General features: G+C 63.5%; 20 protein-coding genes and 1 tRNA gene. 13 read left to right on the forward strand and 8 right to left on the reverse strand.

What is annotated here, in order from left to right:
* Nucleotides 1-210: 210 nt before the first annotated feature.
* The 5 genes from trpE to trpC are packed head-to-tail and all read left to right on the forward strand — an operon-like array spanning nucleotide 211 to nucleotide 4,865.
* Complete coding sequence (gene trpE, locus EWM63_RS09370) at nucleotides 211-1,707, forward strand: anthranilate synthase component I (protein ID WP_130186278.1); 1,497 nt, start codon at nucleotides 211-213, stop codon at nucleotides 1,705-1,707.
* Nucleotide 1,708: 1 nt separating this feature from the next.
* The gene (locus tag EWM63_RS09375; protein WP_130186279.1) at nucleotides 1,709-2,293 is read left to right on the forward strand and encodes an anthranilate synthase component II; all 585 of its coding nucleotides are present in this window, start codon (nucleotides 1,709-1,711) and stop codon (nucleotides 2,291-2,293) included.
* 2 nt (nucleotides 2,294-2,295) lie between these two features.
* Entirely contained in the window at nucleotides 2,296-3,333 is a 1,038-nt protein-coding gene (gene trpD / locus EWM63_RS09380) for an anthranilate phosphoribosyltransferase (RefSeq protein WP_130186280.1), read from the forward strand.
* Nucleotides 3,334-3,346: 13 nt separating this feature from the next.
* Nucleotides 3,347-4,045 carry a LysE family translocator gene (locus EWM63_RS09385; protein ID WP_130186281.1) on the forward strand — a complete coding sequence of 233 codons (699 nt, stop codon included), beginning with the start codon at nucleotides 3,347-3,349 and terminating at the stop codon, nucleotides 4,043-4,045.
* Between the two features lie 19 nt (nucleotides 4,046-4,064).
* Entirely contained in the window at nucleotides 4,065-4,865 is an 801-nt protein-coding gene (gene trpC / locus EWM63_RS09390; RefSeq protein WP_130186282.1) for an indole-3-glycerol phosphate synthase TrpC, read from the forward strand.
* A 173-nt stretch (nucleotides 4,866-5,038) separates the two neighbouring features.
* Here the strand turns inward: trpC and EWM63_RS09395 are convergent, their stop codons facing one another.
* The 6 genes from EWM63_RS09395 to EWM63_RS09420 all read right to left on the reverse strand — a co-directional run bounded on the left by EWM63_RS09395 (nucleotide 5,039) and on the right by EWM63_RS09420 (nucleotide 12,260).
* Complete coding sequence (locus tag EWM63_RS09395; RefSeq protein ID WP_130186283.1) at nucleotides 5,039-6,874, reverse strand: M61 family metallopeptidase; 1,836 nt, start codon at nucleotides 6,872-6,874, stop codon at nucleotides 5,039-5,041.
* Nucleotides 6,871-7,482, reverse strand: coding sequence for a nucleotidyltransferase family protein (locus EWM63_RS09400; protein ID WP_229487828.1), 612 nt, complete (start codon nucleotides 7,480-7,482; stop codon nucleotides 6,871-6,873). Before EWM63_RS09400 ends, EWM63_RS09395 begins: the two co-directional genes overlap by 4 nt.
* Nucleotides 7,483-7,485: 3 nt before the next feature.
* Nucleotides 7,486-9,726, reverse strand: a complete 2,241-nt coding sequence (locus EWM63_RS09405; RefSeq protein WP_130186284.1) for a xanthine dehydrogenase family protein molybdopterin-binding subunit — start codon at nucleotides 9,724-9,726, stop codon at nucleotides 7,486-7,488.
* 10 nt (nucleotides 9,727-9,736) lie between these two features.
* Complete coding sequence (locus tag EWM63_RS09410) at nucleotides 9,737-10,195, reverse strand: (2Fe-2S)-binding protein (protein ID WP_130186285.1); 459 nt, start codon at nucleotides 10,193-10,195, stop codon at nucleotides 9,737-9,739.
* A gap of 82 nt (nucleotides 10,196-10,277) precedes the next feature.
* Nucleotides 10,278-11,000, reverse strand: a complete 723-nt coding sequence (locus EWM63_RS09415) for a DsbC family protein (RefSeq protein ID WP_130186286.1) — start codon at nucleotides 10,998-11,000, stop codon at nucleotides 10,278-10,280.
* Between the two features lie 45 nt (nucleotides 11,001-11,045).
* The gene (locus EWM63_RS09420; protein WP_130186287.1) at nucleotides 11,046-12,260 is read right to left on the reverse strand and encodes an FAD-dependent monooxygenase; all 1,215 of its coding nucleotides are present in this window, start codon (nucleotides 12,258-12,260) and stop codon (nucleotides 11,046-11,048) included.
* Between the two features lie 264 nt (nucleotides 12,261-12,524).
* On the opposite strand from EWM63_RS09420, the gene EWM63_RS09425 reads away from it, so the two are divergent.
* The 6 genes from EWM63_RS09425 to EWM63_RS09450 all read left to right on the forward strand — a co-directional run bounded on the left by EWM63_RS09425 (nucleotide 12,525) and on the right by EWM63_RS09450 (nucleotide 18,821).
* Nucleotides 12,525-12,600 (forward strand) — tRNA-Phe (locus EWM63_RS09425).
* A 366-nt stretch (nucleotides 12,601-12,966) separates the two neighbouring features.
* Nucleotides 12,967-13,656 carry a YajG family lipoprotein gene (locus EWM63_RS09430; protein ID WP_207221265.1) on the forward strand — a complete coding sequence of 230 codons (690 nt, stop codon included), beginning with the start codon at nucleotides 12,967-12,969 and terminating at the stop codon, nucleotides 13,654-13,656.
* Between the two features lie 26 nt (nucleotides 13,657-13,682).
* A complete protein-coding gene (locus EWM63_RS09435; protein WP_130186288.1) occupies nucleotides 13,683-14,543 on the forward strand; it encodes a hypothetical protein in 861 nt (286 codons plus the stop codon).
* Between the two features lie 741 nt (nucleotides 14,544-15,284).
* Nucleotides 15,285-16,628, forward strand: coding sequence for an NADP-specific glutamate dehydrogenase (gdhA, locus tag EWM63_RS09440; RefSeq protein WP_130186289.1), 1,344 nt, complete (start codon nucleotides 15,285-15,287; stop codon nucleotides 16,626-16,628).
* Between the two features lie 350 nt (nucleotides 16,629-16,978).
* Nucleotides 16,979-17,941, forward strand: a complete 963-nt coding sequence (locus tag EWM63_RS32020; RefSeq protein WP_207221266.1) for a hypothetical protein — start codon at nucleotides 16,979-16,981, stop codon at nucleotides 17,939-17,941.
* A gap of 370 nt (nucleotides 17,942-18,311) precedes the next feature.
* Nucleotides 18,312-18,821, forward strand: a complete 510-nt coding sequence (locus tag EWM63_RS09450; RefSeq protein WP_130186290.1) for a host attachment protein — start codon at nucleotides 18,312-18,314, stop codon at nucleotides 18,819-18,821.
* Nucleotides 18,822-19,099: 278 nt separating this feature from the next.
* Here the strand turns inward: EWM63_RS09450 and EWM63_RS09455 are convergent, their stop codons facing one another.
* Nucleotides 19,100-21,103 carry an LTA synthase family protein gene (locus EWM63_RS09455; protein WP_229487829.1) on the reverse strand — a complete coding sequence of 668 codons (2,004 nt, stop codon included), beginning with the start codon at nucleotides 21,101-21,103 and terminating at the stop codon, nucleotides 19,100-19,102.
* 207 nt (nucleotides 21,104-21,310) lie between these two features.
* Between EWM63_RS09455 and EWM63_RS09460 the strand changes: the two genes are divergently transcribed.
* Both EWM63_RS09460 and EWM63_RS09465 read left to right on the forward strand, forming a co-directional pair.
* Nucleotides 21,311-24,742 (forward strand): hybrid sensor histidine kinase/response regulator, encoded by a 3,432-nt coding sequence (locus EWM63_RS09460; protein WP_130186291.1) that lies wholly within the window; start codon nucleotides 21,311-21,313, stop codon nucleotides 24,740-24,742.
* Nucleotides 24,723-25,649: a response regulator transcription factor gene (locus EWM63_RS09465; protein ID WP_130186292.1), complete on the forward strand. Its 927-nt coding sequence runs from the start codon at nucleotides 24,723-24,725 to the stop codon at nucleotides 25,647-25,649. Before EWM63_RS09460 ends, EWM63_RS09465 begins: the two co-directional genes overlap by 20 nt.
* A gap of 18 nt (nucleotides 25,650-25,667) precedes the next feature.
* Here EWM63_RS09465 and urtE read toward each other — a convergent pair whose 3' ends face one another.
* On the reverse strand, nucleotides 25,668-26,366 hold the full coding sequence (gene urtE / locus EWM63_RS09470; RefSeq protein ID WP_130186293.1) for an urea ABC transporter ATP-binding subunit UrtE: 699 nt from the start codon (nucleotides 26,364-26,366) through the stop codon (nucleotides 25,668-25,670).
* Nucleotides 26,367-26,369: the final 3 nt, after the last annotated feature.

The raw sequence follows: 26,369 nt of genomic DNA on the forward strand, positions 1-26,369 counted from the left end.
TCAACAAAAGACACAACGTTACTCACCAGGGATCGATCGAGGCCTGGCTGTGGCGACGCTGGCAATCCTTGGCAAACTAAGCCGCATTGATTGCTGCCGTCGGAGACTTCGCGCGACTACCCACCTTTTCGCTTTCTCCCGGCAGGTTTTTTGAACCTCACCGCCACCATCACGCCCAAAATGGGTTCGCGTGGCGGGTTGGAGAGAACCATGACCGAACTCGAATTCAAATCGCTGGCCACGCAAGGCTACAACCGTATCCCCCTGATCGCGGAAGCGTTCGCCGACCTGGAAACGCCGCTGTCGCTGTACCTGAAGCTGGCGCAGAGCCAGAACAACGGCAAGAACACGTTCCTGCTTGAGTCCGTCGTCGGCGGCGAACGCTTCGGCCGCTATTCGTTCATCGGCCTGCCGGCGAAAACGCTGCTGCGCACCGTGGGCAGCCGCACCGAGATCGTCAAGGGCGGCGAAGTCATCGAAACGCATGATGGCAATCCCCTCGAATTCATCGAGCAGTACCAGGCCCGCTTCAAGGTCGCGCTGCGCCCGGGCATGCCCCGCTTCGTGGGCGGCCTGGCCGGCTACTTCGGCTACGACACCGTGCGCTTCATTGAAAAGAAGCTGGCCAACAGTGCGCAGAAGGATGACCTGGGCTTGCCCGACATCCAGCTGATGGTCACCGAAGAACTGGCCGTCATCGACAACCTCTCGGGCAAGCTGTACCTGATCGTGTATGCCGATACCGCGCAGCCGGAATCGTTCTCGAAGGCGCGCGTGCGACTGAAGGAACTGAAAGCGCTGCTGCGCCGCGGCGTGGATGCGCCCGTCACGTCGTCGTCGGTGCGCACCGAAGCGATCCGCGACTTCGACAAGGAATCATACCTGGCCGCCGTGGCCAAGGCGAAGGAATACGTGATGGCCGGCGACCTGATGCAGGTGCAGATCGGCCAGCGCATCCGCAAGCCCTACGTGGATTCGCCGCTCACGCTGTACCGCGCGCTGCGTTCGCTGAACCCGTCGCCGTACATGTACTTCTATAACTTCGGCGACATGCAGATCGTCGGCGCCTCTCCCGAGATCCTCGTGCGTAACGAAACGCTTCCGGACGGTGAAAAGAAAGTCACGCTGCGCCCGATCGCCGGCACGCGCCCACGCGGCGCCACGCCGGAGAAAGACGCGCAACTGGCCGAGGAACTGCTGGCCGACCCGAAGGAAATCGCCGAGCACGTGATGCTGATCGACCTGGCGCGCAACGACCTGGGCCGCATCGCCGAAATCGGCAGCGTGAAGGTCACGGACAAGATGGTCATCGAAAAGTATTCGCACGTGCAGCACATCGTGTCGAACGTCGAGGGCAAGCTGAAGTCCGGCATGTCGAACCTGGACGTGCTGCGCGCCACCTTCCCGGCCGGCACGCTGACCGGTGCGCCGAAAGTGCGCGCGATGGAAGTGATCGACGAACTGGAAATCTCCAAGCGCGGCATCTATGGCGGCGCCTGCGGCTACCTGTCGTTCGGCGGCGAGATGGACGTGGCGATCGCGATCCGCACCGGCGTGATCAAGGATGGCATGCTGTATGTGCAGGCCGCGGCCGGCATCGTGGCCGACTCGATACCCGAGATGGAATGGCTGGAAACGGAAAACAAGGCGCGCGCCGTGCTGCGCGCCGCCGAACAAGTGCAAGATGGCCTGGATGGGGAGTTCTGACATGCTGCTGATGATCGACAATTACGACTCCTTCACCTACAACATCGTGCAGTACTTCGGCGAACTGGGTGAAGACGTGCGGGTGCACCGCAACGACGAGATCACGATCGAGGAGATCGAAGCCCTGAACCCGGACCGGATCTGCATCTCGCCGGGCCCGAAGGATCCTGCGCAGGCCGGCATCTCGGTGGCGGTGCTGAAGCACTTCGCCGGCAAGAAGCCGATCCTCGGCGTGTGCCTGGGCCACCAGGCCATCGGCGAAGCGTTCGGCGGCAAGGTCATCCGCGCCAAGGAAGTCATGCACGGTAAAACGTCGCCGATCGCCCATACCGGCGAAGGCGTGTTCAAGGATCTGCCGAGCCCGTTCACGGTGATCCGCTACCACTCGCTGGCGATCGAACGCGCGTCGCTGCCCGCCTGCCTGGAAGTGACGGCGTGGACGGACGATGGCGAAATCATGGGCGTGCGCCACAAGGACTTCGACATCGAAGGCGTGCAGTTCCATCCCGAATCGATCCTCTCCGAACATGGCCATGCCATGCTGAAGAACTTCCTCAATCGCACGTCGTCGAGCGCAAAGGAATGACCATGCCGATCACCCACCAGGAAGCCCTGATCCGCTGCATCGAACACCGCGAGATCTTCCACGACGAAATGCTGCACCTGTTCCGCCAGATCATGAGCGGAGAAATGTCGCCCGTGATGGTGGCCGCGCTGACGATGGGCCTGCGCGTGAAGAAGGAAACCATTGGCGAGATCACCGCGGCGGCGCAGGTGATGCGCGAATTCTCGACCAAGGTGCCGATGGCGGACACCTCGAACCTGCTCGACATCGTGGGCACCGGCGGCGATGGCGCGCACACGTTCAACATCAGCAGCGCGGCAATGTTCGTGGCCGCCGCCGCCGGTGCGCGCATCGCCAAGCATGGCGGGCGCAGCGTGTCCTCGTCGTCCGGCAGCGCGGACCTGATCGAATCGCTGGGCGCCAACATCAACCTGAAGCCGGAGCAGATCGCGCAATCGATCGCGCAGACGGGCATCGGCTTCATGTTCGCGCCGAACCACCACGCCGCGATGAAGCACGTGGCGCCGGTGCGCCGCGAACTGGGCGTGCGCTCCATCTTCAATATCCTCGGGCCGCTCACCAACCCGGCCGGCGCACCGAACATACTGATGGGCGTGTTCCACCCGGACCTCGTCGGCATCCAGGTGCGCGTGCTGCAGCGCCTCGGCGCGGAACACGCGATCGTGGTGTATGGCCGCGACAACATGGATGAAGTGTCGCTGGGCGCCGGCACGCTGGTCGGCGAACTGGTCGACGGCGAAATCCGCGAATATGAAATCCACCCGGAAGACTTCGGTCTCGCGATGGTGGCCAGCCGCAACCTGAAAGTGGCCAATGCCGCCGAATCCAAGGCCAAGGTGCTGGGCGTGCTGTCCGGCGAAACCGGTGCGGCTACTGACATCGTGGCGCTCAATGCCGGCACCGCGCTGTATGCGGCCGGCGTTGCGCCATCGATCGAGGTGGGCCTGATCAAGGCACGCCAGGCGATCGAGTCGGGCGCCGCGCTGGCCAAGCTGAAGCAGTTCGTCGAGGTCACGCAGGCGCTCGGCGCCGCCAACTGAACGGAGCCAGCCCATGTTCGGCATCCACGACCTGACGCTGTTCATCGTTTCCGGGCTGCTGCTGAACATCATGCCCGGGCCGGATTCGCTGCTGATCATGGCGCGCAGTGCCACGCAAGGATGGCGTGCCGGCGTGGCCGCCTCGCTTGGCATCGGTGCCGGCACGATGGTGCACGTGCTGGCCGCTGCGCTGGGCCTGTCCGCCCTGCTGGCCACGTCCGCCACCGCATTCACCGTGGTGAAGTGGGTCGGCGCCGCGTATATCGTGTGGTGCGGCATCCAGATGCTGCGCGCGCGCCTGAAAGAAGAGCCGGCGATGCCCGAATTAACCCCAGGAGCAACACCTGGGGTCAGACCCGCCGGGTCTGACCCCGGATTCTTTCCTTTGGGTGAAAAGTCTCCGCAGTATTCACGCATCTTCGCGCAAGGCTTTCTGACCAATGTGCTGAACCCGAAAGTGGCACTGTTCTTCCTTGCCTTCGTGCCCCAGTTCATCGACGCCGATGCGTCGAACAAGCCGCTGGCTTTCATCATCCTGGGCTGCATCTTCAACTTCAACGGCATGTTGTGGTGTAACGGCCTGGCGCTGTTCACCGCTTTCGCCAGTTCGAAGCTGAAGGTCAAGCCACGCGTGGCGCTGTGGCTGAACCGCGTCACCGGCGGCCTGTTCCTGGCGCTGGGCGCACGCCTTGCCCTCGCCGACCGTCATTAATTAGCAAAAGCGGTAAACCATGTCCGATATCCTGAACAAGATCCTGGCCGTCAAGGCCGACGAAGTGGCGGCGGCCAAGAAGTATCGCAGCCTGGCCAGCCTGCGCGCCGACGTGGAAGGCGACCGCGAGTCGCGCGCCGCGATCCGCGGTTTCGAAGCGAGCCTGCGCGGCAAGATCGCCGCCGGCCAGGCCGGCGTCATCGCCGAAATCAAGAAGGCCTCGCCATCGAAAGGCGTGATCCGTGCGGATTTCCGCCCCGCCGACATCGCGCAAAGCTACGCCGAAGGCGGCGCCGCCTGCCTGTCGGTACTGACGGACGAGCAGTTTTTCCAGGGTTCCGTCGAATACCTGAAGCAGGCGCGGGCCGCGTGCGCGCTGCCGGTGATCCGCAAGGATTTCCTGGTCGATCTCTATCAGGTCTACGAAGCGCGCGCGATGGGCGCCGACTGCATCCTGCTGATCGTGGCCGGCCTCGATCACGGCCTGATGGCGGAGATGGAAGCGTGCGCGCACGAGCTGGGCATGGATGTGCTGGTGGAGTCGCACGATGGCGATGAACTGACCGCCGCGCTGAAGCTGAAGACCAACCTCATCGGCATCAACAACCGCAACCTGCGCACGTTCGACGTCTCGCTCGATGCCACGCTGGACCTGCTGCCCCGTATTCCGGCGGAGCGGATGGTGGTCACGGAGTCCGGCATCCTCGGTGGCGCCGACGTGCAGCGGATGCGCGAGGCGAACGTCAATGCCTTCCTCGTCGGCGAAGCGTTCATGCGCGCGGAAAATCCTGGCGCCGAACTGCGCCGGCTGTTCAGCTGATATCCAACGCGTGGCGGAACGTAGCCACTGGCCATGGAAAACCGGTGTCTGACACCATTTCCGCAGGAAATGGTGTCAGACACCGGTTCTCGGCAGCCAACTGCTACCGGTTCAGGAAATGGTCGGTCCGCCGCAGCGGTCAGACACCGGTTTCGCCCACAGCAGTGTTACCTTCAGCGCAGCATCGTCGGCCGTGCCGCCGCCGGCTTGCGTGCCGTGTCGATCGCCAGCGTAATGCCCGGCACCCGGTCGCCCAGCAAGCGCACCGCAAACGTCATCAACTCATCGCGGCGAAACGCGTGCACCTGCACCGTGTCGCCCACCGCATAGCGGGACAGCAGCGCTTCCAGGTTCGATGGATTGCCGGTCACGCGCAGGCCGTCGATGGCCACGAGCAGGTCGCCTGCGGAGAGGCCGGCACGGTGCGCCGCGCCGCCCTCGTGGACGGCGGACAGTTTCGCATCCGCGCCATCGCGGCCGATATTGGCATCGAGGCTCGGCTTCGCGAGCTTGCGCTCATCCGTGTACTTCACGCCGAACGGCGCCAGCAGCTTCGCCAGCGGCACGTCCTCGGTACCGCGGACGTACTTCTCGAAATAGCTCTTCAGCTTCATGCCGCTGATCTCGTCGAACAGCGCTTCCACGTCGCGCGGCGTCACGCCACGGCGGCCGTCCGGATAGAAGTCGCGGCCGTAGCGCTGCCACAGCGCCAGCATGATGTCGTCAAGCGAGCGCTTGCCGGCCGTTTTCTGGCGGATCGTGAGATCGAGCCCCAGGCCCACGAGCGAACCCTTGGCGTAATAGCTGACGATCGCATTGGGGGCGTTTTCATCCTGCCGGTAGTACTTGCTCCAGGCGTCGAAACTCGAATCGGCCACGCTCTGCTTGGTGCGGCCGGCGCTGCGCAGCACACTGCCCACGGTCTTGCCCAGCATCTTGAAATACATCGCTTCGCTGATCAGCCCCGAGCGGACGAGGAACAGGTCATCGTAGTAGCTGGTGAACCCTTCGAACAGCCACAGCAGCGGCGTGTAGTTTTCCACCTGCAGGTCGTACGGCGCGAACACGGCAGGCTTGATGCGCTTGACGTTCCAGGTGTGGAAGTATTCGTGGCTGCACAAACCGAGGAACTTGATGTAGCCCTCGCTGCGCTCTTTCCCGGCCGACGCGGTGGTCGGCAGGTCAGCGCGGGCGCAGATCAGCGCCGTCGAGGCGCGGTGTTCCAGGCCGCCATAGCCGTCGCCGACCGCCAGCGTCATGAACACATAGCGGTCCATCGGCGCCTTTTTCGTTTTCGGCTCGAAGAACGCGATCTGGGTTTCGCAGATCGCCTTCAGGTCGGCGCACAGCCGGGGCATGTCCAGGTTCGGCACGCGGCCGGTGATCACCACGTCGTGCGGCACGCCGTGCGCGGTAAACGTGGCCAGCGCGAAGTCGCCCATTTCCACCGGGCTGTCGATCAGCTCATCGTAGTCGGCCGCCACGTAGGTGCCGAAGCCGTAGCGCTTCGCCTTCAGCTCCGGCAGCGCGGTGGCCAAGCGCCACATGCGGGCCGATTCATCGGCCGGGCGCTGGATGTCGACCACGTGCGGCACATTCTCCTGCCCGGCCACGCGCAGGAACACGCTGGTGCCGTTGAAGAAGCCATGCGTCTGGTCCAGGTGCGCGGCGCGTACCGACAGGTCCCACGCATACACGTCATACCGGACCGTGAGCGCTCCCTCGACGGGCGGTGCCTGCCATGAATGCTTGTCCAGCTTCTCCAGCGGTACCGGTGCACCGGCCGCCTCGGCGCGGATCTGCACGATGTTGCGGGCGAACTCGCGGATCATATAGCTGCCCGGAATCCAGGCGGGCAAGGCCAGCACCTGGCCATCCGGAGAAGGCTGCTGCACGGTCAGCGTCACCTCGAACAGGTGGGCGGCGAGATCCTTCGGTGCGATGGCATACGCCACGGCGGGTGCCGCGACGCGCGGCGGCTTTATCTTGGTCGGCGTTTTGTTTTTCATTGCAGGTCGGGCGGCGTATCGATGTCGAGCAGGATGCCCGGGTCATCCACCACCACTTCGTTGACGATATTATCCCTTACGATACCGCGCGCGCCCCGGTCTCCAGCCAGCGCGAGCAGTTGCGGCAGGTGGCGGCGACTGAACGCGACCGGATTGCCACGCTCATTTCCAACCTCCTTCCGGTACACCGGCACCGCGATATCGGCGCCCTGCTCCACCGTCCGTGCCAGCGCGGCAATGGTGGCCGGCCGCACGCGCGGCATGTCGCCCAGCGCCACGACCCAGCCCGCCGCCGCGTCCGCGTGCCGGAGCCCGTGGACGAGCGACGCGGCCATGCCGCTGTCGGCTTCGGTACATTCAACCACTTCGCACCCCAGCGCCGCGAGCTGCGCGGCGACGGCATCGCCGCCATCGCGCACCACGGCCACCACGCGTGGCAGCACGGCCAGCAGGTGCCGCGCACTGTGCACGACGACCGGCTCGCCATCGATCGGCTGCAGCAGCTTGTTGCGCTGCCCCAGCGGATCGAAGCGCCTGCCGCGCCCGGCGGCTAGCAGGATGCCAACGATGGCATTGGCCGCCACGGTGTTGGTCATGCCTTGGGTCATGCCTTAGGCCACCTGCGGCGCTGCCGCCGCGGCCAGATCGAACGGCAGCTTGCGCAGCCGCTTGCCCGTGACACGGAACACGGCATTCGCGAATGCCGGCGCCAGCGGCGGCAGGCCCGGTTCACCCATGCCCGTCGGCGGCTCGTTCGACGGCACGATGTGCACCTCGACCTGCGGCATATCGGGCATGCGCGCCACCGTGTAGTCGCTGAGCTGGCCCTGTTCCACGATACCATCCTTCAACGTGATGGCGGCGCCCGGCAGCGTGGTGCCAACGGCCATCAGCACGGCGCCCTGCACCTGCGCCTCGATGGTCAGCGGGTTGACCGGCTGGTTGCAGTGCACGGCCGCCGTCACCTTGTGCAGCTTCGGCGTGCCGTTCTCCACCGACGCCGTGACCACGTAGGCCACCACGGTGCCGAACGATTCGTGCACCGCCACGCCGTAGGCCTGGCCTTCCGGCAGTTTTACGCGGCCGTAGCCGGACTTGCCCACGGCCAGGTCGAGCGCCAGGTGATGGCGCTTGTGCTCCGCCGGGATCAGCTTCTTGCGGTAAGCCACCGGATCCATGCCGGCCAGGGTGGCCGCCTCGTCGACCAGCGTTTCCATCACGAACGCGGTGTGCGTCGAACCGACCGAACGCCACCACAGCACCGGCACGTTGGCCTGCGCGTTGTGGACCGACAGGTTCATCGGCACCTTGTAGGGCTCGCCCATGCCTTCGACCATCGTGGCATCGACACCGTTCTTCACCATCATGGGCTCGAACGCCGTGCCGGTGATGATCGACTGGCCGACGATCACGTGGTCCCAGCCCACGATATCGCCCTTGGCATCGAGCCCCAGTTCGGCGCGGTGCACGTGCGACGGGCGATAGTAGCCGCCCTTGATGTCATCCTCGCGGCTCCAGATCACCTTCACGGGGCCTGCCTTGCCGGCCTTGGCATACGCCTTTGCCACGTTCACCGCTTCCACGATGTAGTCGGACGACGGCACGGCGCGCCGGCCGAAACCGCCGCCGGCCATCATCGTGTGCAAGGTCACCTGCTCCGGTTTCAGGCCGGCAGTCCTTGCCGCCGCGGCTTGGTCCATCGTCTGGAACTGGCTGCCGGCCCAGATCGTGCAGCCGTCGCGTTTCAAGTCCACCACGCAGTTCAGCGGTTCCATCGGCGCATGCGCCAGGTAGGGGAATTCGTAGACGGCGGAGATCTTCTTCGGCGCCGCGGCCAGCTTCGACACATCGGCCTTTTTCGCCACCGCGCCCGGTTTCGCGGCCAGCGCGCGGAAGGCGGTGAACTGCTCTTCGGTACTCACCTTTTCCACGCCGTCCGTATCCCAGTCGATCGCCAGCGCATCGCGGCCCTGCTTGGCCTGCCAGTACCCTTCCGCGATGACGGCCACGCCCGTGCCGCCGCGATCCACGTCGACCGGCACCACGGCGATCACGCCCTTGATCGTCTTTGCCTTCTCGGCATCGAACTTCTTCACCTTCGCGCCAAACACGGGCGGGCGCGCCACCACGGCCACCTTCGTGCCGGCCGGCTTGAAGTCCATGCCGAACTGCTGGCTGCCGTTCGACTTGGCGCGCGCATCCAGGCGCGGCATGGGCTTGCCGATGAAGCGGAATTTCTCCACGTTCTTCAGCACCACGAGTTGCGGCACCGGCTGCCTCATCGCCGCGTCGGCCATCTGGCCATAGGTCGCCTTTTTCCCGCCAGGCGCGGTGAGCACGCCCTTCGACGCCTTCACCTGGTTTACCGGCACCTTCCACTGTTCGGCCGCCGCGGCGACCAGCATCGCGCGCGCCTTCGCGCCGATCTCGCGGTACTGCACCCAGGAGTGGGCCACGGAGCCGGAACCGCCGGTGATCTGGATGCCGAACGCCGGATCCTTGTAGGCCTCGCCGGCCGGTGCCAGCGCGCCGCGGATCTGCGCCCAGTCGGCATCGAGTTCCTCGGCGATCAGCATCGGCAGCGCCGTATGCACGCCCTGGCCGAATTCCAGGCGATTCACCTGCACGGTGACCGTGTTGTCCGGCGCGATACGCAGGAAAGCGTTCGGTTGTTGCGATGGCTTTTGTTCCGCGGCGCGGGCCATGCGGCCACCGCCCGTGAACGTGAAGCCGAGCACCAGGCCGGCGCCGGCCGCCTTCATGAAGCCGCGGCGGGAGGTCGGGGCGACGGTGTCCACCGCATCGGCGGCACTCACCGCCATGTCATCGCCATTGAGCCATTCTTTGCGCATGGGGTCTCCTTCAGGCGAGCGACTTCGCCGCGTCCTTGATGGCGAGGCGAATGCGTTGATAGGTGCCACAGCGGCAGATGTTGCCGGCCATGGCGCCGTCGATGTCGGCATCGGTCGGCTTGCGGTTGGTTTTCAGCAGGGCAGCGGCGCTCATCACCTGCCCGCTTTGACAGTAGCCGCACTGCGGCACGTCGTGCTTGACCCATGCATCCTGCACGGCCTTGCCCACCTTGTCGTGCTCCATCGCTTCGATCGTGGTGATCTTCTGGCCCACGGCGGCCGAGATCGGCGTCACGCACGAGCGGATCGGCTGGCCGCCCAGGTGCACGGTGCAGGCGCCGCACAGCGCCGCGCCGCAGCCGAACTTCGTGCCGGTCATGTTCAGGTTGTCGCGCAACGCCCACAGGATCGGCGTCGACGGATCGGCGTCGACCTGCGTGTCGCGCCCGTTGATGTTCAGGGTGACCATGGATAACTCCCAGTTCTGGATTCTTGTAATGGAAAAACGGCGCGCTTCGTGGGCGCGCCGCCTTGGTGCAAATGCGGTGGAATTACTTGATCGCGGCGAACTTCGCTTCCATCGCCGCCACGTCGATGGCGCCCGGAACACGGCTGCCATCGGCAAAGAAGATCGCCGGCGTGCCTTCCAGCCCGAGCTTGTTCCCCAGCGCGAGCACCTTGTCGTTCGGTGCGGCGCAGCCTTCCGGCGCCGCAGGTGCCTGCTTGTTGTTCAGCATCCAGTCGTCCCAGGCGCGGTTGCGGTCCGCCGCGCACCAGATATTGCGCGACTTCACCGTGGAGTCGGGCGACAGGATGTTGTACATGAAGGTGTAGACGGTAATGTTGTCCACCTTCGCCAGCGTCTCGCGGCGGAATTTCTTGCAGTAGCCGCAGTTCGGGTCTTCGAAGATCGCCACCACGCGCTTGCCGTTGCCCTTCACGGTCTTGAGCGCCAGCTCCAGCGGCAGGTCCGAGAACTTGATGCGGTTGACTTCGTCGATACGCGCCTGCGTGACGTCTTCCCGTGTTTTCAGGTTGAAGATGTGGCCAGCGAACAGATAGGTGCCGGTCTTGTCGGTGTAGCGGATCTCGTTGCCGATGCGGATTTCGTACAGCCCCGAATACGGCGTGGCGCGGATCGCATCGATCTTGATGTTGGGGCCCAGCTTGGGTTCGACGTTCTTGCGGATGGCGGCTTCGGTGCCGTCGTCGGCGCCCGCGCACGACATCAGCAGCGCCGATGCCAGCACGAGGGCGGTCTTGATGAACTTCATAAACTCTCCGGTGGGGCTGGCGCGACGATCGCCGCGCCGTTGCAATCAATGCCGGCCCAGCGCGTGCGACATCAGCGAACGCTTGACGAATGGCAATTTATCCAGCAAGTTTAGCCCGAAATTGCGTACGGCGCGAACCGGTTCGAGGTTGGCGCCGAACAGGCGCTGCAAGCCGTCGGTGGTGGCTTGCATCAGCAGCACTTCTTCCTTGCGCGAACGGGCATAGCGGGCAAGCACCCGGTCATCGCCGATCGAGCGGTGTTCCTCGCGTTCGGCCATGGCACGCACCAGGTCGCGCACATCGCCAAAGCCCAGGTTCATGCCATGGCCCGCCAGCGGATGCACCACGTGGGCGGCATCGCCGATCAAGGCCACGCGCTGCGCCACCAGCGAGTGGGGGCGCACGAGCGTCAGCGGGAATGCACGTACCGATTCGGGCAGCACGGGTGTGAGCTTGCCGAGCTTGTCCGCGGCGAATTCGGCGAGCCGGTCGGCCAGCGCCTGCGCGCCTTCGCTGCTCAACTGGTCGGCCAGCATGTCCGGTGCGGACCAGACGAGCGACACGCGGTTGCCCGGCAGCGGCAGCAACGCCACGATGCCGCGATCGCACGTGAACCACTGGAATGCATTACCGTGGTGCGGCAGCGCCGTGTCGAAATTGGCGACCACGCCTTTCTGGCCGTAGGGCTTGTAATCGAGGCCGATGTCGCACTGGCCGCGGACCCAGGACTGGGCGCCATCCGCGCCCACGACGAGCGATGCCTTCACGGCGGTGCCATCGGCAAGCTGCACGGCGGCGCCATCCTCGCTGGTCTTCAGCGCCACCGCACGGCCCGTCACGACATGCACGTTCTGGGCAAAGCGCAGCGCCGCACCGAGCGCATCGTTCAGGTTGCGGTCTTCGACGATCCAGGCCAGCGTGTTCGCGTGGGCGCCATAGGCATCGAAGTTCAGGTGGCCGGGTTGCTCGCCATCGCCCTTGATGACCATGCCATCGACCGGGGCGATGCGCAGCTGGTCCATCGCGCCCCACACCTTCAGGTTCGACAGCAGTTCGTGCGCCGTATGGTTCAGTGCATACACCCGCACGTCCCAGCTGGGCTCGAGGCCATCGGGCTTTGGCGCAGCGGGTGGGCCGAGCAGGGTAACGCTTTGCCCGGCCTGGGCGAAGGCCAGCGCGGCCGCCTTGGCGATCGCGCCGTTGCCGACGATGCAGACCGCCGTCTGCACGTGGTGCTTGGAGGAGGATGGCGTGTTCATGTTGCCATTATAACTTTCACCAGCAAGCGGGGCGCGCGGGGTGCGCTGCCGGGGACGGGCCGGGATGGCTCAGTCCCATACGCGGGCCATCCCCGCCGGATTGGCGATGCGCTCCCCTACTTCCAGCGCCGCGATGCTGCCATGCCTTGCGTCTGCTACACGCTTCGCCGCCATTGATGCAGCCGCAAGGATTGCCGGGTCGGCTTGCGGAACTTTGCAAAGCCTATTGCAACTCTGCATTGACCTGCTATAATGCGGCCTCTTGGCCTGGTAGCTCAGTTGGTAGAGCAGAGGATTGAAAATCCTTGTGTCGGTGGTTCGATTCCGCCCCGGGCCACCAAGAATTCAGCAGTAATATAAAAACGCCACCTTCGGGTGGCGTTTTTGTTTCCAGACGGGAAATTCCCTCGTCTGGCTTATATTCCCCCATCTCTCGCGGCCCCTCCTCCCTTGCCGTAACGTCTCGATGACATCGCCTCATCCCCGAGGCTATTCCACCTCCAGCTCGCCTGCGGAATACGGTCATGTGGCGAATATGCTACTTCCAAGCAATATTAAAAAAATATAGGCAATCCGTCGACACGCGCTTGTGTTTTAATTACGCCTCAGAAATTAATTCAATTAGGAAAACAAAGTTTTCCATAATCAAGCTCGCTTTCGTCGACCCGGAATGATGGGTGAGCGTCTCAAGACTGCACAAACTTTTATGAAATACAATTTTTCCATTGCCGGCATCGCATTCGCAGCCTTACTCACCGGCTGCATGACGCCGCCCCAGCTGGCTGTACCCGTCTCGCCAACCGCGTTCGCCGCCCCGGCCAACAGCTACGGTATCGTCATGACCGCCCTGCCCGCCGTCGATACCCAGTTCCCTGGCGCTGGCTGCCTGCTGTGCATGGCCGCAGCCTCGGTCGCCAATTCGAGCCTGACCAGCTACACGAAGACACTGCAAACCGAAGACCTCGGCAAGGTGCACCTGGAGGTCGCCGAGGCGCTCAGGAAGAAAGGCGCTTCCGTGAAGATGATCGACAATATCGACTTCAGCAAGCTGCCCGACAACAACAACACGAAACCGAACTTCGCCCGCAAGGATTTCACGGGCCTGAAGGCCCAATATAACGTCGACAAACTGATGGTGATCAGCGTGACGATGGTCGGCATCGAGCGCAGCTATGCATCCTACGTTCCCACGAGCGACCCGAAAGCACGTGTGGCGGGTGTCAGCTATATCGTCAACCTGAACGACAATTCGCTCGAGTGGTACCTGCCGCTGGACGTGAGCAAGGCCTCCGACGGCAAATGGGACGAACCACCGAAATTCCCGGGCCTGACCAATGCCTATTTCCAGTCCCTTGAACTGGCAAAGGACCGGATCGTGAAGCCGCTGGCTCAGTAATCGCCACTCCGAAAAGACCAGTCACCATGGCAACATCATTCCCGCGCTTCTACGTTTCCCTTCTTGCCGGCGCGATGCTGGCAATTCCTGCGCAGGCCTTCGATACGGCACCGGACGCGAAGCATGAACAGCTTTGCCTGCGCGGCCCCACCGCCGCGGCGGTTTCATTCCGTGGCGCCGTCAATTACGACAAGGCCGGCGGCAAGGCAGGCATGATGATGTATCCGGCGCCAGGCCTGGCCGGTCTTGTAGCAGCCATCGCGACGCATGCCGCCGTGTCGGCCAGCGTGCGCGAAAGCGAGAAGCAGAAGTTGCGCGAGGAGAGCGATGCCGTCGTGGCGCCGTATCTCGGCGTGCTGGGCCAGTACAAGCACGAAGAATTGATGCGGGCATCGCTGGTGGCGATGAAGAGCGGTGGCCAGAAGCGTGTCATTCCCCTCGAGGATGCGACGGTTGCCGGCGAACTGCTTGTCGACACCGTACCAACGTTCTACCTCACGCAGGACCAGCGGGCGATCATCGTGGAGAACGCTGTCCGCATCGAGCGCGGCACCGGCGGCACCTATGAAAAGGTCATCCGTGTGATCTCGCCCGCGCAGGACGAAAAGGCCGGCGCCGGCCTGTGGCTGGGAAACGAAGCCGCTCTCCTGAAGGCGGAAAGCGCGCGCATCTACGCCCAGTCGCTGGACATTGCCATCGACGACCTGCATGCGCCCACGGAACGCACCGAACCCTTCAAGACCGTGCGCTACGACGAAGGCGGCACGGAGAAAATGGAGCGGGCCCAGGTCATCGGCCAGCAATGCAGCCACCTTGTGCTGCGCACGCTGCGCGGTGACCTGCTCGCCGTTCCACGCAAGCTGTCCGGAGACGGTTGCAGGAGCTGACCGGTCAGCTTGCCGTAAGTATTGCGCTGGCGCCGGCGAGCAAGGTGGTCAGGGCGGAAAACAAGTTCCAGCAGCGTGAACTCCCAGCTGTCCCTGCGACAGCGCGCATGGAAATCGGGGCCGCTGCCGGCCTGCGTCATGCGACGGCATACCCGCGCCGTTCGGCAACGCAGGCCGGCGGAAGCCTGGAGCGATTTCGCAAATGTCCGATCGCCGTGCCATCCATGGCATCGAGCCGCATGCCCCGTTTACCCTCCACGTAGCGCACTCATCGCTCATGCGCAATGCGCGATGGCCTGATGCGCGCGACACCCTTCGCCACACCAGTCGCCCAAACCCAGCACGACGCTGTTCAGGCCAGGCCGGCAATGCCGGCAGTCCACCACCAGCCCTGGGCTGGCTTGCCAGCCACGCCTGCAGGTGCTTTGCCTTCACCAATCGCACTTCGCCAGTGGAGCGCCTGTCCGTTCGTGGGCGCCGGCACCCGCAAGCCAAGCCATTGACTGGCCATCCAAAAATGGCCTCGCCTGTACAAGCCGTGGACGTGGTTTCCAGCAATCACAACGATGATCTCGAAAACTTTACCCACTAAAATTTTGCCGCCACGTCTTTTGCCGAAGCATCTTTATTTGTTATTATCGAATTGCAATGCACTGAAATAGTGCAGATTGACTCGCACGAGCACCATGCTTCCCTTCGCCGTCACTTCCGCAGCGACGCCTTTCGTTCTTTGGAATTCATATGAAATACGCCTCCGTACACCAGTTCTTGCAGCACGTTTCCGACCGCAATCCAGGCCAGCCTGAGTTCTTGCAGGCCGTTACCGAAGTGATGGAAAGCCTGTGGCCGTTCATCGAAACGCATCCAAAATATGCCGAGCAGGGCTTGCTGGACCGCCTGGTCGAGCCCGAGCGCGTGGTGATGTTCCGCGTTTCGTGGGTGGACGACCATGGCCAGGTGCAGGTCAACCGCGGCTACCGCATCCAGCACAGCATGGCCATCGGCCCCTACAAGGGCGGCCTGCGCTTCCACCCGTCCGTCACCTTGTCCGTGCTGAAATTCCTCGCGTTCGAGCAGACGTTCAAGAACGCGCTGACGACACTGCCGATGGGCGGCGGCAAGGGCGGTTCCGATTTCGACCCGAAGGGCAAGAGCCCGGGCGAAGTGATGCGCTTCTGCCAGGCCTTCGTGAGCGAGCTGTTCCGTCATGTGGGTTCCGACACGGACGTGCCGGCCGGCGACATCGGCGTGGGCGGCCGCGAAGTGGGCTACATGGCCGGCATGATGAAAAAGCTGAGCAACCGCGCCGACTGTGTCTTCACCGGCAAGGGCCTGAGCTTCGGCGGCTCGCTGATCCGCCCGGAAGCCACCGGCTACGGCACCGTGTACTTCGCCGATGAGATGCTGAAAACGCGCGGCCGCACGTTCGAAGGCTTGCGCGTCAGCGTGTCCGGTTCCGGCAACGTGGCGCAATACGCCATCGAAAAGGCCATGGAACTGGGCGCCCGCGTCATCACCGTGTCCGATTCGAGCGGCACCGTGATCGATGAAGAAGGTTTCACGCTGGAAAAGCTGGCCACGCTGATGGAGGTGAAGAACCACCTGTATGGCCGCGTCAGCGATTATGCCGAGCGCACCGGCAGCCGCTTCGAAGCGGGCGTGCGGCCATGGCACATCCCCGTGGACGTGGCGCTGCCGTGCGCCACGCAGAATGAACTGGATGCGGACGATGCCGCCACGCTGATCAGGAACGGCGTACTGTGCGTGGCCGAAGGCGCGAACATGCCGTCGACGATCGAGGCGGCGAAGGCGTTCGAGGCCGCCGGCGTGCTGTATGCGCCGGGCAAGGCCAGCAACGCCGGTGGTGTCGCCACGTCCGGCCTGGAGATGAGCCAGAACGCCGAGCGCATCAGCTGGCCACGCGAGGAAGTGGACGGCCGCCTGCTGCAGATCATGCAGGGCATCCACGCGGCCTGCCTGAAGTACGGCGCGCGGCCGGACGGCACTGTGAGCTACGTGGACGGCGCCAACATCGCCGGCTTCGTCAAGGTCGCCGATGCGATGCTGGCGCAGGGTGTGATCTGAGCACTCCAGGCTAATCAGGCGTAACGACCGCCAATACGCCACCCGCAGCTATTACATTGACGCTACCCTCGGGTAGCGTTTTTTTATCCCTGAGGCTTCACAGGAAGATCCAGGCTGCAATATAGGCGATTGCAATTGAAATATGAGTTGTGTACATTTAAGAGAGATCGATGACTCAGCTGTCGCCCTTGGTTATATGTTGGAAGTCGCAGCATTTTCCACAAACGAACATTCTTGCATCGTGTCAAAGAAAATTAACTTAGGAAATTCTCACGAGGCTGGCATGTGCTTCTTGTATAGCCAGATTTCCACTCTTATCACTGCCTGCATCACGTAATCTACTAGAAAATATGCCCACTTTGATCACATCGAAATTACCAGTTCCGAAATCATGGGATGAATTTGAGGATATTACATTATCAGCTTCCAAGCTTCGATGGGGACACCCTAACTTTTTCCGCCACGGACGCTCTGGTCAACAGCAACATGGCGTGGACATTTTCGGCGAGGATGAGGTTCACAGACCGATCGGAATTCAATGCAAGAATACTATAGCTGCGATTTCAGAAAATGTTCTTTTGGCAGAGATTAAAAACGCAGAGTCCTTCCATCCGCCGCTCTCGGCACTTTACATTGCAACTTCCGTAGATCACGACAGCAAACTGCAAGGCCGCGCAAGAATTATCTCATCCGAAAGGGTTTCACAAAATAAATTTCCTGTGCATGTACTGTTTTGGAAAGACATAACCGGAGATCTCGCGAAAGACGAGGAAGAATTTATAAAGTATTTCGGAAATTTTTTCGTTCAAACGGCTCAACCGCAAACTCATCCCGCAAATGGGAATCCCACTTTCACCATTGACGAAATGGAAATTGTCAGACACCCGGCATTTGCAGGAAAGAGCATACCGCGGAAAAATATTCTAAAGTGGAGTACTGTCGTTGCTTCGCTAGGCGCACTGGGGCTAATGCTGACATTCTCGAAAGTACTTGGCCCCAACTCCGGCAATTGGACCCCGTTAGCCATGCTATTATGCATGAGCGGGCTAGTATTGGCCATTATCTCAGAAGTACTATCAAAGAGAAAATTTGAGTATTTCCTTAGGGGCAAATACTATCTTGAGGCAAGCACGTCTGACCGAATTCACCTCAACAGCCTTACCGCAACATGTCCTTGGTGTGCGTCGAAAATGCACCTGCGTCACATTGGCCCGAAAAACGGGGTTAAAGATGATATCTTTATATGCGAAAGAAATCCACGTCAGCACACGATCTTACTGGACCCGACAGTACTTCCAGAAATAAAAGATTGATTAAATTCTGGTGCCTAATGCTGCTGTGAACTCGGCAGTGAAGCGCACAGGTAGCGCTTTTTCCTTCAAGTTTTCTGTCCACTGCTCCCCAGGGACGTGACCTGTCCCGACAAAATACCCGTGCCGGCGCGCATCCTCACCGCTGCCTCGCCCAGCCCCGTTCCACCCATGCATGGCTTACCGCCCCGCGTTGGTGCGCCGGGGTTCCGGCACCAGGGCTATACTGGCCTTGCCATGACCGGACGGCCAGAAGCTTCCGGCATTCCCGGCCCGCGCGGCGGGCATTCGGATTTCATGGCACATGCGCCCGTTTTCGCGAGCGATATCGCCGCGGGAACGCTCTATTTACGATCACTCAGATAGGGACAAGATGAAACCAACCTGGATTATCACGGCCAACGCTGGCCGGGCACGCATCTTCGAACAAGCCACCTTGACCGAACCGCTGCAGGAAATCGAAGACATGGTCAGCCCCGGCGCCAAGCAGAGCATCTCGGAAGTCGTTACCGACCAGGCAGGCCCCACGGCCGCAGCCAAGAGCGGCCACAATATCAACAGCGGCAACCAGGCTCCCGGCATCGCGCACAATGCCAATTCGGGCGCACCCAACAAGCAGTACCAGCCGGCCGTCACGCCTGCAGAGCAGGAAGCCGACCGCTTCGCCAAGGATATCTCCGCCTACCTGCTCAAGGCGAAGGAGGAAGGCCGCTTCGGGCAACTCGTCATTTCTGCATCGCCGCAGTTTCTGGGCACGCTGCGCTCGAACATCGATTCGAACCTGAAAGACCTGATCAAGTCCGAATTCAACAAGGACTACACGCACTTCAACGGTCCGCAGCTGCGCGAGCAGTTGCAGGCGCTGAAGGACAAGCAGGAATAAGCTGGTTACCGCGGGCGCCAAGTGCGCCCGCATCGGCAGCGCACCTGTCATCCTGGCTTTGTGCAGATTAGCGCTGGCAGTCAGCATCGGGATTGGCCTTGTACCCTAAACCGATGCCGATGCCGATGCCCGGGCCACCGCCAACGCCAGCGCCTCCGACCTGCCACTCCCACGGTTATCCTTGCGTCGGCCTCTCCTGCCGGCCTCGCCCCAGTGCCGCGTGTCCGCGGTGAATCGTCGCGCCGGCCGGTACCGGTACCCGGTCGAACGCGCTGTACCTATCTAGCCAACACGCCTGGCGGCGGCAGCCGGTACAGCCCTTCACGGTACATCAGCGAAGGCAGCATCACGTGCGCCATCGCCTGGTCCACCTGGGCCTTCGTCGGCGTGCCGGCATCGCTGTCGAACGCCCCGGTAGCGGTATCGTAACGGCCCAGCAGCGGGCTGCCGGAGGGGCGCAGGATCGTGGCGCTGCTGCCTTCCAGGTAGGCAAAGTAATTGTTGAACTGCAGGAGCGCACGCCCCGGCGACGTGCTGTCGCGCACCAGGTCGCGACCAATCATCGGGTGCTCGCTGGCCACACCCATCAGCGACAGCAGCGTGGGGCCCAGGTCGACCTGGCTGGCCATCGTGGTGATGCGCTTCGGCGTGATGTCCGCGCCCAGGATGAGGCCGGGGATGTGGAACTTCTTGACCGGCACGAGGGCGTTGCCGTACACGCGGTTGTCATGGTCGGCCACGATCAGGAACACCGTATCCTTCCAGTAGTCTTCCCGCTTCGCGGCGGCGATGAACTTGCCGAGCGCGAAGTCGGCGTATTTGACGGCATTGTTGACCGTCTGCTTGTCGGCATCGTGCCGGGCGATTTTGCCGTCCGGGTACTCGAACGGCTCGTGGTTCGACGACGTGAAGATCAGGCTGAAGAATGGCTTGCCCTGCGCATGCAGCACGTTCAGGCGCTCGAGCGACTTGTCGAACAGGTCTTCGTCGGATGCGCCCCAGCTGCCCGTGAATTTCGGCTTCATCTGCTTGCGGTCGACGATCTTCTGGAAGCCGTTACCCGTAAAGAAGCTGCGCATATTGTCGAAATGCGCCTCGCCGCCGTAGACGAATTCCGTGTGATAGCCCTGCTGCCCCAGCCCGGCCGCCAGCGTGTAGAAATTCGTTTGCGACAGCGACAGCTTGACCACGCTGCGCGCGGGCGTGGGCGCATAGCCCGCCACCACCGCCTCGATGCCGCGCACCGAGCGGGTACCGGTCGCATACAACTGCTCGAACCACCAGCCTTCGCCCTTGAGCTTTTCCAGCTCGGGCGTCAGCGGCAGGCCGCCCAGCGATGCCACGAATGTGGCACCCAGGCTCTCCTCCAGCACGATCACCAGGTTCAACGGCCGTTCGCGGCGGATCGCCGGCTCCTGGACATGTAGCGTAGGCAGCGCCGGATCCTTGAACTGGTAGCCCCGCAGCCATGGCACCGACCTTACTTCAGCCAGCACGCGGCCGCGGTCCATGTCGCCATAGATTTCCGACGAGGTTTTCTCCTCCATCATCGATGCCACGCCTTCCAGCACCGACCACGGCGAATTGATGATCAGCGAATTGACCATTGCATCGCTCGTCAGCGCGAACAGCGCCGCGTTGGCCGGGCGGTGCGCGGTGGTGGAGCGGATCTGCATGACGACGGCCAGCACGATCAGCGGCCACGTCAGCAGCAGTTTCCTGGCCCGCCACATCGTGATGCCTGCAGCGCCCGCCCGCAGCAGGCGGTGGATCGCCACGCCCAGCACCACCGTGCCCGCCATGCCGAGCAGCACGGCGGTGCGAAAGCCGTTCCACAACGTGGCGCACACCTCGACGGGATCGGACAGGTATTCGACGAACAGGCGGTTCGGGCGCACGTCGTACTGCATCACGAACTGCGGCGTGGACAGTTCCATGAACACGACGAATACCAGCGCCACCGTTGCCCATGTCAATGTCACACCGCGCCACAGTGCGGCCAGCGGGCGGTAGGCCAGCAGCGGTGCCAGCAGCAAAGGGATCGCCAGCAGGTAGCCAAGCAGGATCAGGTCGGCACGGACGCCTTGCAGCAACATCTGCACGGGAATGCCTTCGGCGACCACGCGCGGCCACTGCCAGGCCATCAGGCCGATGCGCGATAGCGACAGCACGGCCAGGCCAATGATCAGCATGCGCAGCAGGATCGCATAGGGCCCGGCCCAGGAAAAGCGTTGCAACGGCCGGGTTGCCAGCTCGTGCAGGATGGGATTCTTTCTAAACATTGACTTTTCCCACGAGAACTTTTTTGAATGGCGGTCGGCCATTCTACGCTCGTGGTAGCGCTAATTTCAATTGAATAGTGACTCGAATCATGCAACGGCTGAGCGGGCAAAGTTCTTGCATATCAGATAGTTATGCGTACCGCCCCGCGCGCCATCCCGGCGCGCAGCCTTCCTGCCGCCCTAAATTGGGGCACCGATACTGCCACGATGACGACTGCCGCACCAAAACAGAGCACGCATGCGGAAAGCGAGCCGCCACAGCGCATCATCAAGATCCGCCGCGACTACAACACGTGGGTAGCGAACGAAACGATCGAGGATTACGCGTTGCGCTACACGCCACGGTCGTTCCGCAAGTGGTCGGTGTTCCGCGTGTCGAACACGGCGTTCGGCGCGATCTCGTTCCTCGTGCTCGAAGCGATCGGCGGCACCATCGCCGTCAACTACGGCTTTGTGAACGCGTTCTGGGCGATCCTCACCGTGGGCCTGATCATTTTTCTCACCGGCCTGCCGATCAGCTACTACGCGGCCCGCCACGGCGTGGACATGGACCTGCTCACGCGCGGCGCCGGTTTCGGCTACATCGGCTCGACCATTTCATCGTTCGTCTACGCATCGTTCACGTTCATCCTGTTCGCGCTGGAAGCGGCGATCATGGCCTATGCGCTGGAGCTGTATTTCCACCTGCCGCTGTATCTCGGCTACCTGGCCAGCGCGCTCGTCGTGATCCCGCTCGTCACGCATGGGGTCACGCTGATCAGCCGCATCCAGATGATCAGCCAGCCCGTCTGGCTGGTGCTGCTGGCGCTGCCGTTCATCGCCATCCTGCACAAGCAGCCCGAACTCATGGGCGAACTCGCGCACTTCACCGGGCAATCGCCCGCCAACGGCGGCTTCAACATGCTGATGTTCGGTGCCGCCACGGCCGTGGGCGTGGCGCTGATCACGCAGATCGGCGAACAGGTCGACTTCCTGCGCTTCATGCCGGAGCAGACTAGGGAAAACCGCTGGCGCTGGCACCTGGGCGTGCTGGCCGCCGGGCCAGGGTGGATCGTGCTCGGCATGCTGAAAATGCTGGGCGGCGCCCTGCTTGCACTGCTGGCGATCAAGGGCGGCGCATCGCTGGCCGAGGCGGTGAACCCGAACCGCATGTACCTCGCGGGCTTTTCCGAAGTGTTCGCCAACCCCACACTGGCCGTGCTGGCCACCGCGCTGTTCGTCATCATCTCGCAGGTGAAGATCAACATGACCAACGCCTACGCCGGTTCGCTGGCCTGGTCGAACTTCTTCGCGCGTCTCACGCACAGCCACCCGGGCCGCGTGGTGTGGGCCGTGTTCAACGCGCTGATCGCCGTACTGCTGATGGAACTCGACGTGTTCCAGGCCCTGGACCAGGTGCTCGGCCTGTATTCGAACATCGCCATCGCGTGGATCACGGCCGTCGTGGCGGATCTCGTCGTCAACAAGCCGCTGGGCCTGTCCCCGCCGGGCATCGAGTTTCGCCGCGCCTACCTGTACGACATCAACCCGGTCGGCGTGGGCGCGATGGTGCTGGCATCCGTGCTGTCCGTCGCGGCTTTCACGGGCCTGTTCGGCGCGCAGGCGCAGGCTTTTTCCGCCTTCATCGCGCTCGGCACCGCGCTTGTCGCATCGCCGCTGATCGCCTGGGCCACGGGTGGCCGCTATTACCTGTCACGCCCTGCGCACGGTTGGGGCGACGCGGTGACAAAGGTATGCTGCATCTGCGAAAAGGAATACGAGACGGAAGACATGGCGCACTGCCCCGCCTACCAGGGGCCGATCTGCTCGCTGTGCTGCTGCCTCGATGCCCGCTGCGACGATGCCTGCAAGCCGCACGCGCGTTTCGCGCACCAGTGGGAAGGCGCAATGAAAAAGCTGCTGCCGGCATCGATGTGGCCCTACATGACGAGCGGCCTCGGTCACTACCTGGTGCTGATGGTGGTGACGGTGCTGTTCACCGGCGCCCTGCTCGGCCTGTTGTACGTGCACGAGGAGAACGCGCTGGGCGTGGCCGGCGCCTCGCTGCTGCCGGCACTGCGGCTGGCCTACCTGAAGATCTTCGCGGCGCTGTTGCTGGTCAGCGGCATCGTCGCGTGGTGGCTCGTGCTCACGGGCGCCAGCCGGCGCGTGGCCCAGGAAGAATCGAACCGGCAAACGAGCTTGCTGCAACGCGAGATCGAACTGCATGGCCGCACGGACGCCGCGCTGCAGCTGGCGAAAAAGCAGGCCGACGCGGCGAACCAGGCCAAGAGCCGCTACATCGCCGGCATCAGCCACGAGATCCGCACGCCGCTGAACAGCATCCTCGGCTACGCGCAGCTGCTGGACAACGATCCCGCGATGCCCGCGCACCGGCAGGGGGCGATCCGCGTCATCCGCGGCAGCGGCGAACACCTGCTGTCGCTGATCGAGGGCACGCTGGACATCGCCCGCATTGAAGGCGGCAAGTTCAGCTTCGATATCCGCGCGCTCGATTTCCATGATTTCATCGGCCAGCTCGTGCGCATGTTCGAGCAGCAGGCGGCCGCCAAGGGCCTGGTGTTCCGTTATGAGCCGGCAGGAGAATTGCCGCTCGTCGTGCGCGCCGACCGCAAGCGGCTGGGCCAGATCCTCATCAACATCCTCGGCAACGCCGTGAAATTCACGGGGCACGGCACCGTCACGTTCCGCGTGCGCCACGCACGCGACCTCGCCACGTTCCACATCGAAGACACGGGGCCCGGCATCCTGCCCGACGAAGCCGAGCGCATCTTCGAACCCTTTTCACGGGGCAGCGCAGCCAATGGTCCCGGCGCGGCGCCGGGTACGGGCCTGGGCCTGCCGATCAGCAAGATGCTGACGCAGATGATGGGCGGCGAGCTCACGCTCGACAGCACGCCTGGCGCCGGCAGCACGTTCCGCATCCTGCTGCGGCTGCCGCGCGTGCATGGCGCTACGCCGGCCACGGCGCGCGGCCCCGCGCCGGTCGGCTACGCGGGCGCGCGCCGCAGGATCCTCGTCGTCGACAACGAGCAGGTCGACCGCGAACTGCTGGTCAACATCCTCGCGCCGCTGGGGTTTGAAACGGCGCAGGCCCAATCCGGCCACGAGTGCCTGGAACGCTACCGGGCATGGGCGCCGGACCTGATCCTGATGGACCTGGCCATGCCCGGCATCGACGGGTGGGAAGCAAGCCGCATCATCCGCCATGAGCACCGCTCGCCCGTGCCGATCCTGATCGTCTCGGCCAATGCGTACGACAAGGCGCTGGACAATCCGGCCGGCATCGCCACCGAGGATTTCATCGTCAAGCCGGTCAATGTGGCCGAACTGCTGGACCGCATCGGCCGGCGTCTCGGGCTCGAATGGATCGTGCATGCGCAAGCACCGGCCTCGGCGCCGCCGGCCCCGCCGCCGCCGATGCGCCTGCCGCCAGCCGCCGAGCTGGACGCACTGCGCGGGCAGATCGCCGCTGGCTACGTGCGCGGTATCCGCGCCCGGCTGGACGACATCGCCGCGCTTGGCCCCGATTACGACGCCTTCGTCGCGGCGATGCGCGGCCACGCCGCCCGCTTCGACCTGGAGGCGATGTCACGATTCCTGGAACAGGGAGAACACCATGTCAATCAAAGCACCTGACCGCCATGCAAGCCACGTCGTATTGATCGTCGACGACGTGCCGGAAAACCTGGCCGTGCTGCACGACGCGCTCGACGAAGCGGGTTTTACCGTCCTCGTCGCCAACAATGGCGCGGCCGCGCTGGAACGCGCCCGGCACCTCGTGCCGGACATCATCCTGCTCGATGCGGTGATGCCCGGCATGGATGGCTTCGAAGTGTGCCGCCACCTGCGTGCCGACATGGTCACGCGGGCGATCCCGATCGTCTTCATGACGGGCCTCACGGAACCCGAGCACGTGGTGGCCGCGTTCGACGCCGGCGGCACCGACTATGTCACGAAACCGGTGCGCCAGAGCGAAGTGCTGGCGCGCATCGGCGCCCACCTGCAAACGGCGCGGCTGATGAACCAGGCGCGCAGCGCGCTCGATGCGTTCGGCAACGCGATGCTGGCCGTCACGCCGCACAACGGCCGGATCGTGTGGCAGACACCGCTGGCGCGGCAGTGGATGGGCCAGTATTTCGAACCCGCCGACGCCACGCCACCGGTGCTCGGCGCCTGGCTGGCAGGTGACAAGACCGTGCCGCTGACGGTCATCCGCGGCGCCGCGCGGCTCGTGTTCACGGCCGCGGATCTCGGCAGCGAGCAATGGATGATCGTGCTGCGCGAGGAATCCGATACCGCGCGGATACAGGCCCTGATGGCCCTGCTGAAACTCACGCAGCGCGAATCCGAGGTGCTGCACTGGGTCATGATGGGCAAGACGAACAAGGATATCGGCGACATCCTCGGCACCAGCCCGCGTACCGTCAACAAGCACCTGGAACACGTGTTTCACAAGCTGGGCGTGGAGACGCGCACGGCCGCCGCCGCGCTGGCGCTGAACCGGATGCGGGCCAGCTCGCCGGCGGTGGTGGAAGCAGTGTGAGTCACCGCGCCGGTCGCCTTACACCGCCAGGTGCCGCCGCACATGCTCCCCACCCATCTCGGCCGCATCCCCGCTGGCCACCACCTCCCCGCGTGACATGACGACGAACTTGTCCGCCAGCTCGTGCGCGAAATCGAAATACTGCTCGCACAGCAGGATGCCGATATCGCCCCGCTCGCGCAGCATCCGGATCACGCGCCCGATATCCTTGATGATCGATGGCTGGATGCCTTCGGTGGGCTCGTCCAGGATGATCAGCCCCGGCTTTTGCAGCATCGCCCGGGCGATCGCCAGCTGCTGCTGCTGCCCGCCGGACAGGTCGCCGCCGCGCCGGTGCTTCATTTCCTTCAGCACCGGGAACAGTTCATAGACTTCGCCGCTGATGACGGAAGCCTCGCGTGATGACAGCGTGGCCATCCCCATGGTCAGGTTTTCCTCCACGGTGAGCCTCGCGAAGATCTCGCGGCCCTGCGGCACGTAGGCGATGCCCGCCTTTGCCCGCTGGTGGGGTTTCAGCTTCGTGATGTCGCGCCCATTCCAGCTCACCTTGCCGCGCGCGACGGGCAGCACGCCCATCAGGCATTTCAGCAGCGTGGTCTTGCCGACGCCGTTGCGGCCCAGCAGCGCCATGCACTGGCCCTTTTCCACCGCCAGCGACACGCCCCGCAGCGTGTGCGAGGAGCCGTAGTACTGGTTCACATGTTCGACCTGCAGCATAGT

It is taken from the genome of Pseudoduganella lutea (genome assembly GCF_004209755.1).
GTDB classification, from domain to species: domain Bacteria; phylum Pseudomonadota; class Gammaproteobacteria; order Burkholderiales; family Burkholderiaceae_D; genus Rugamonas; species Rugamonas lutea.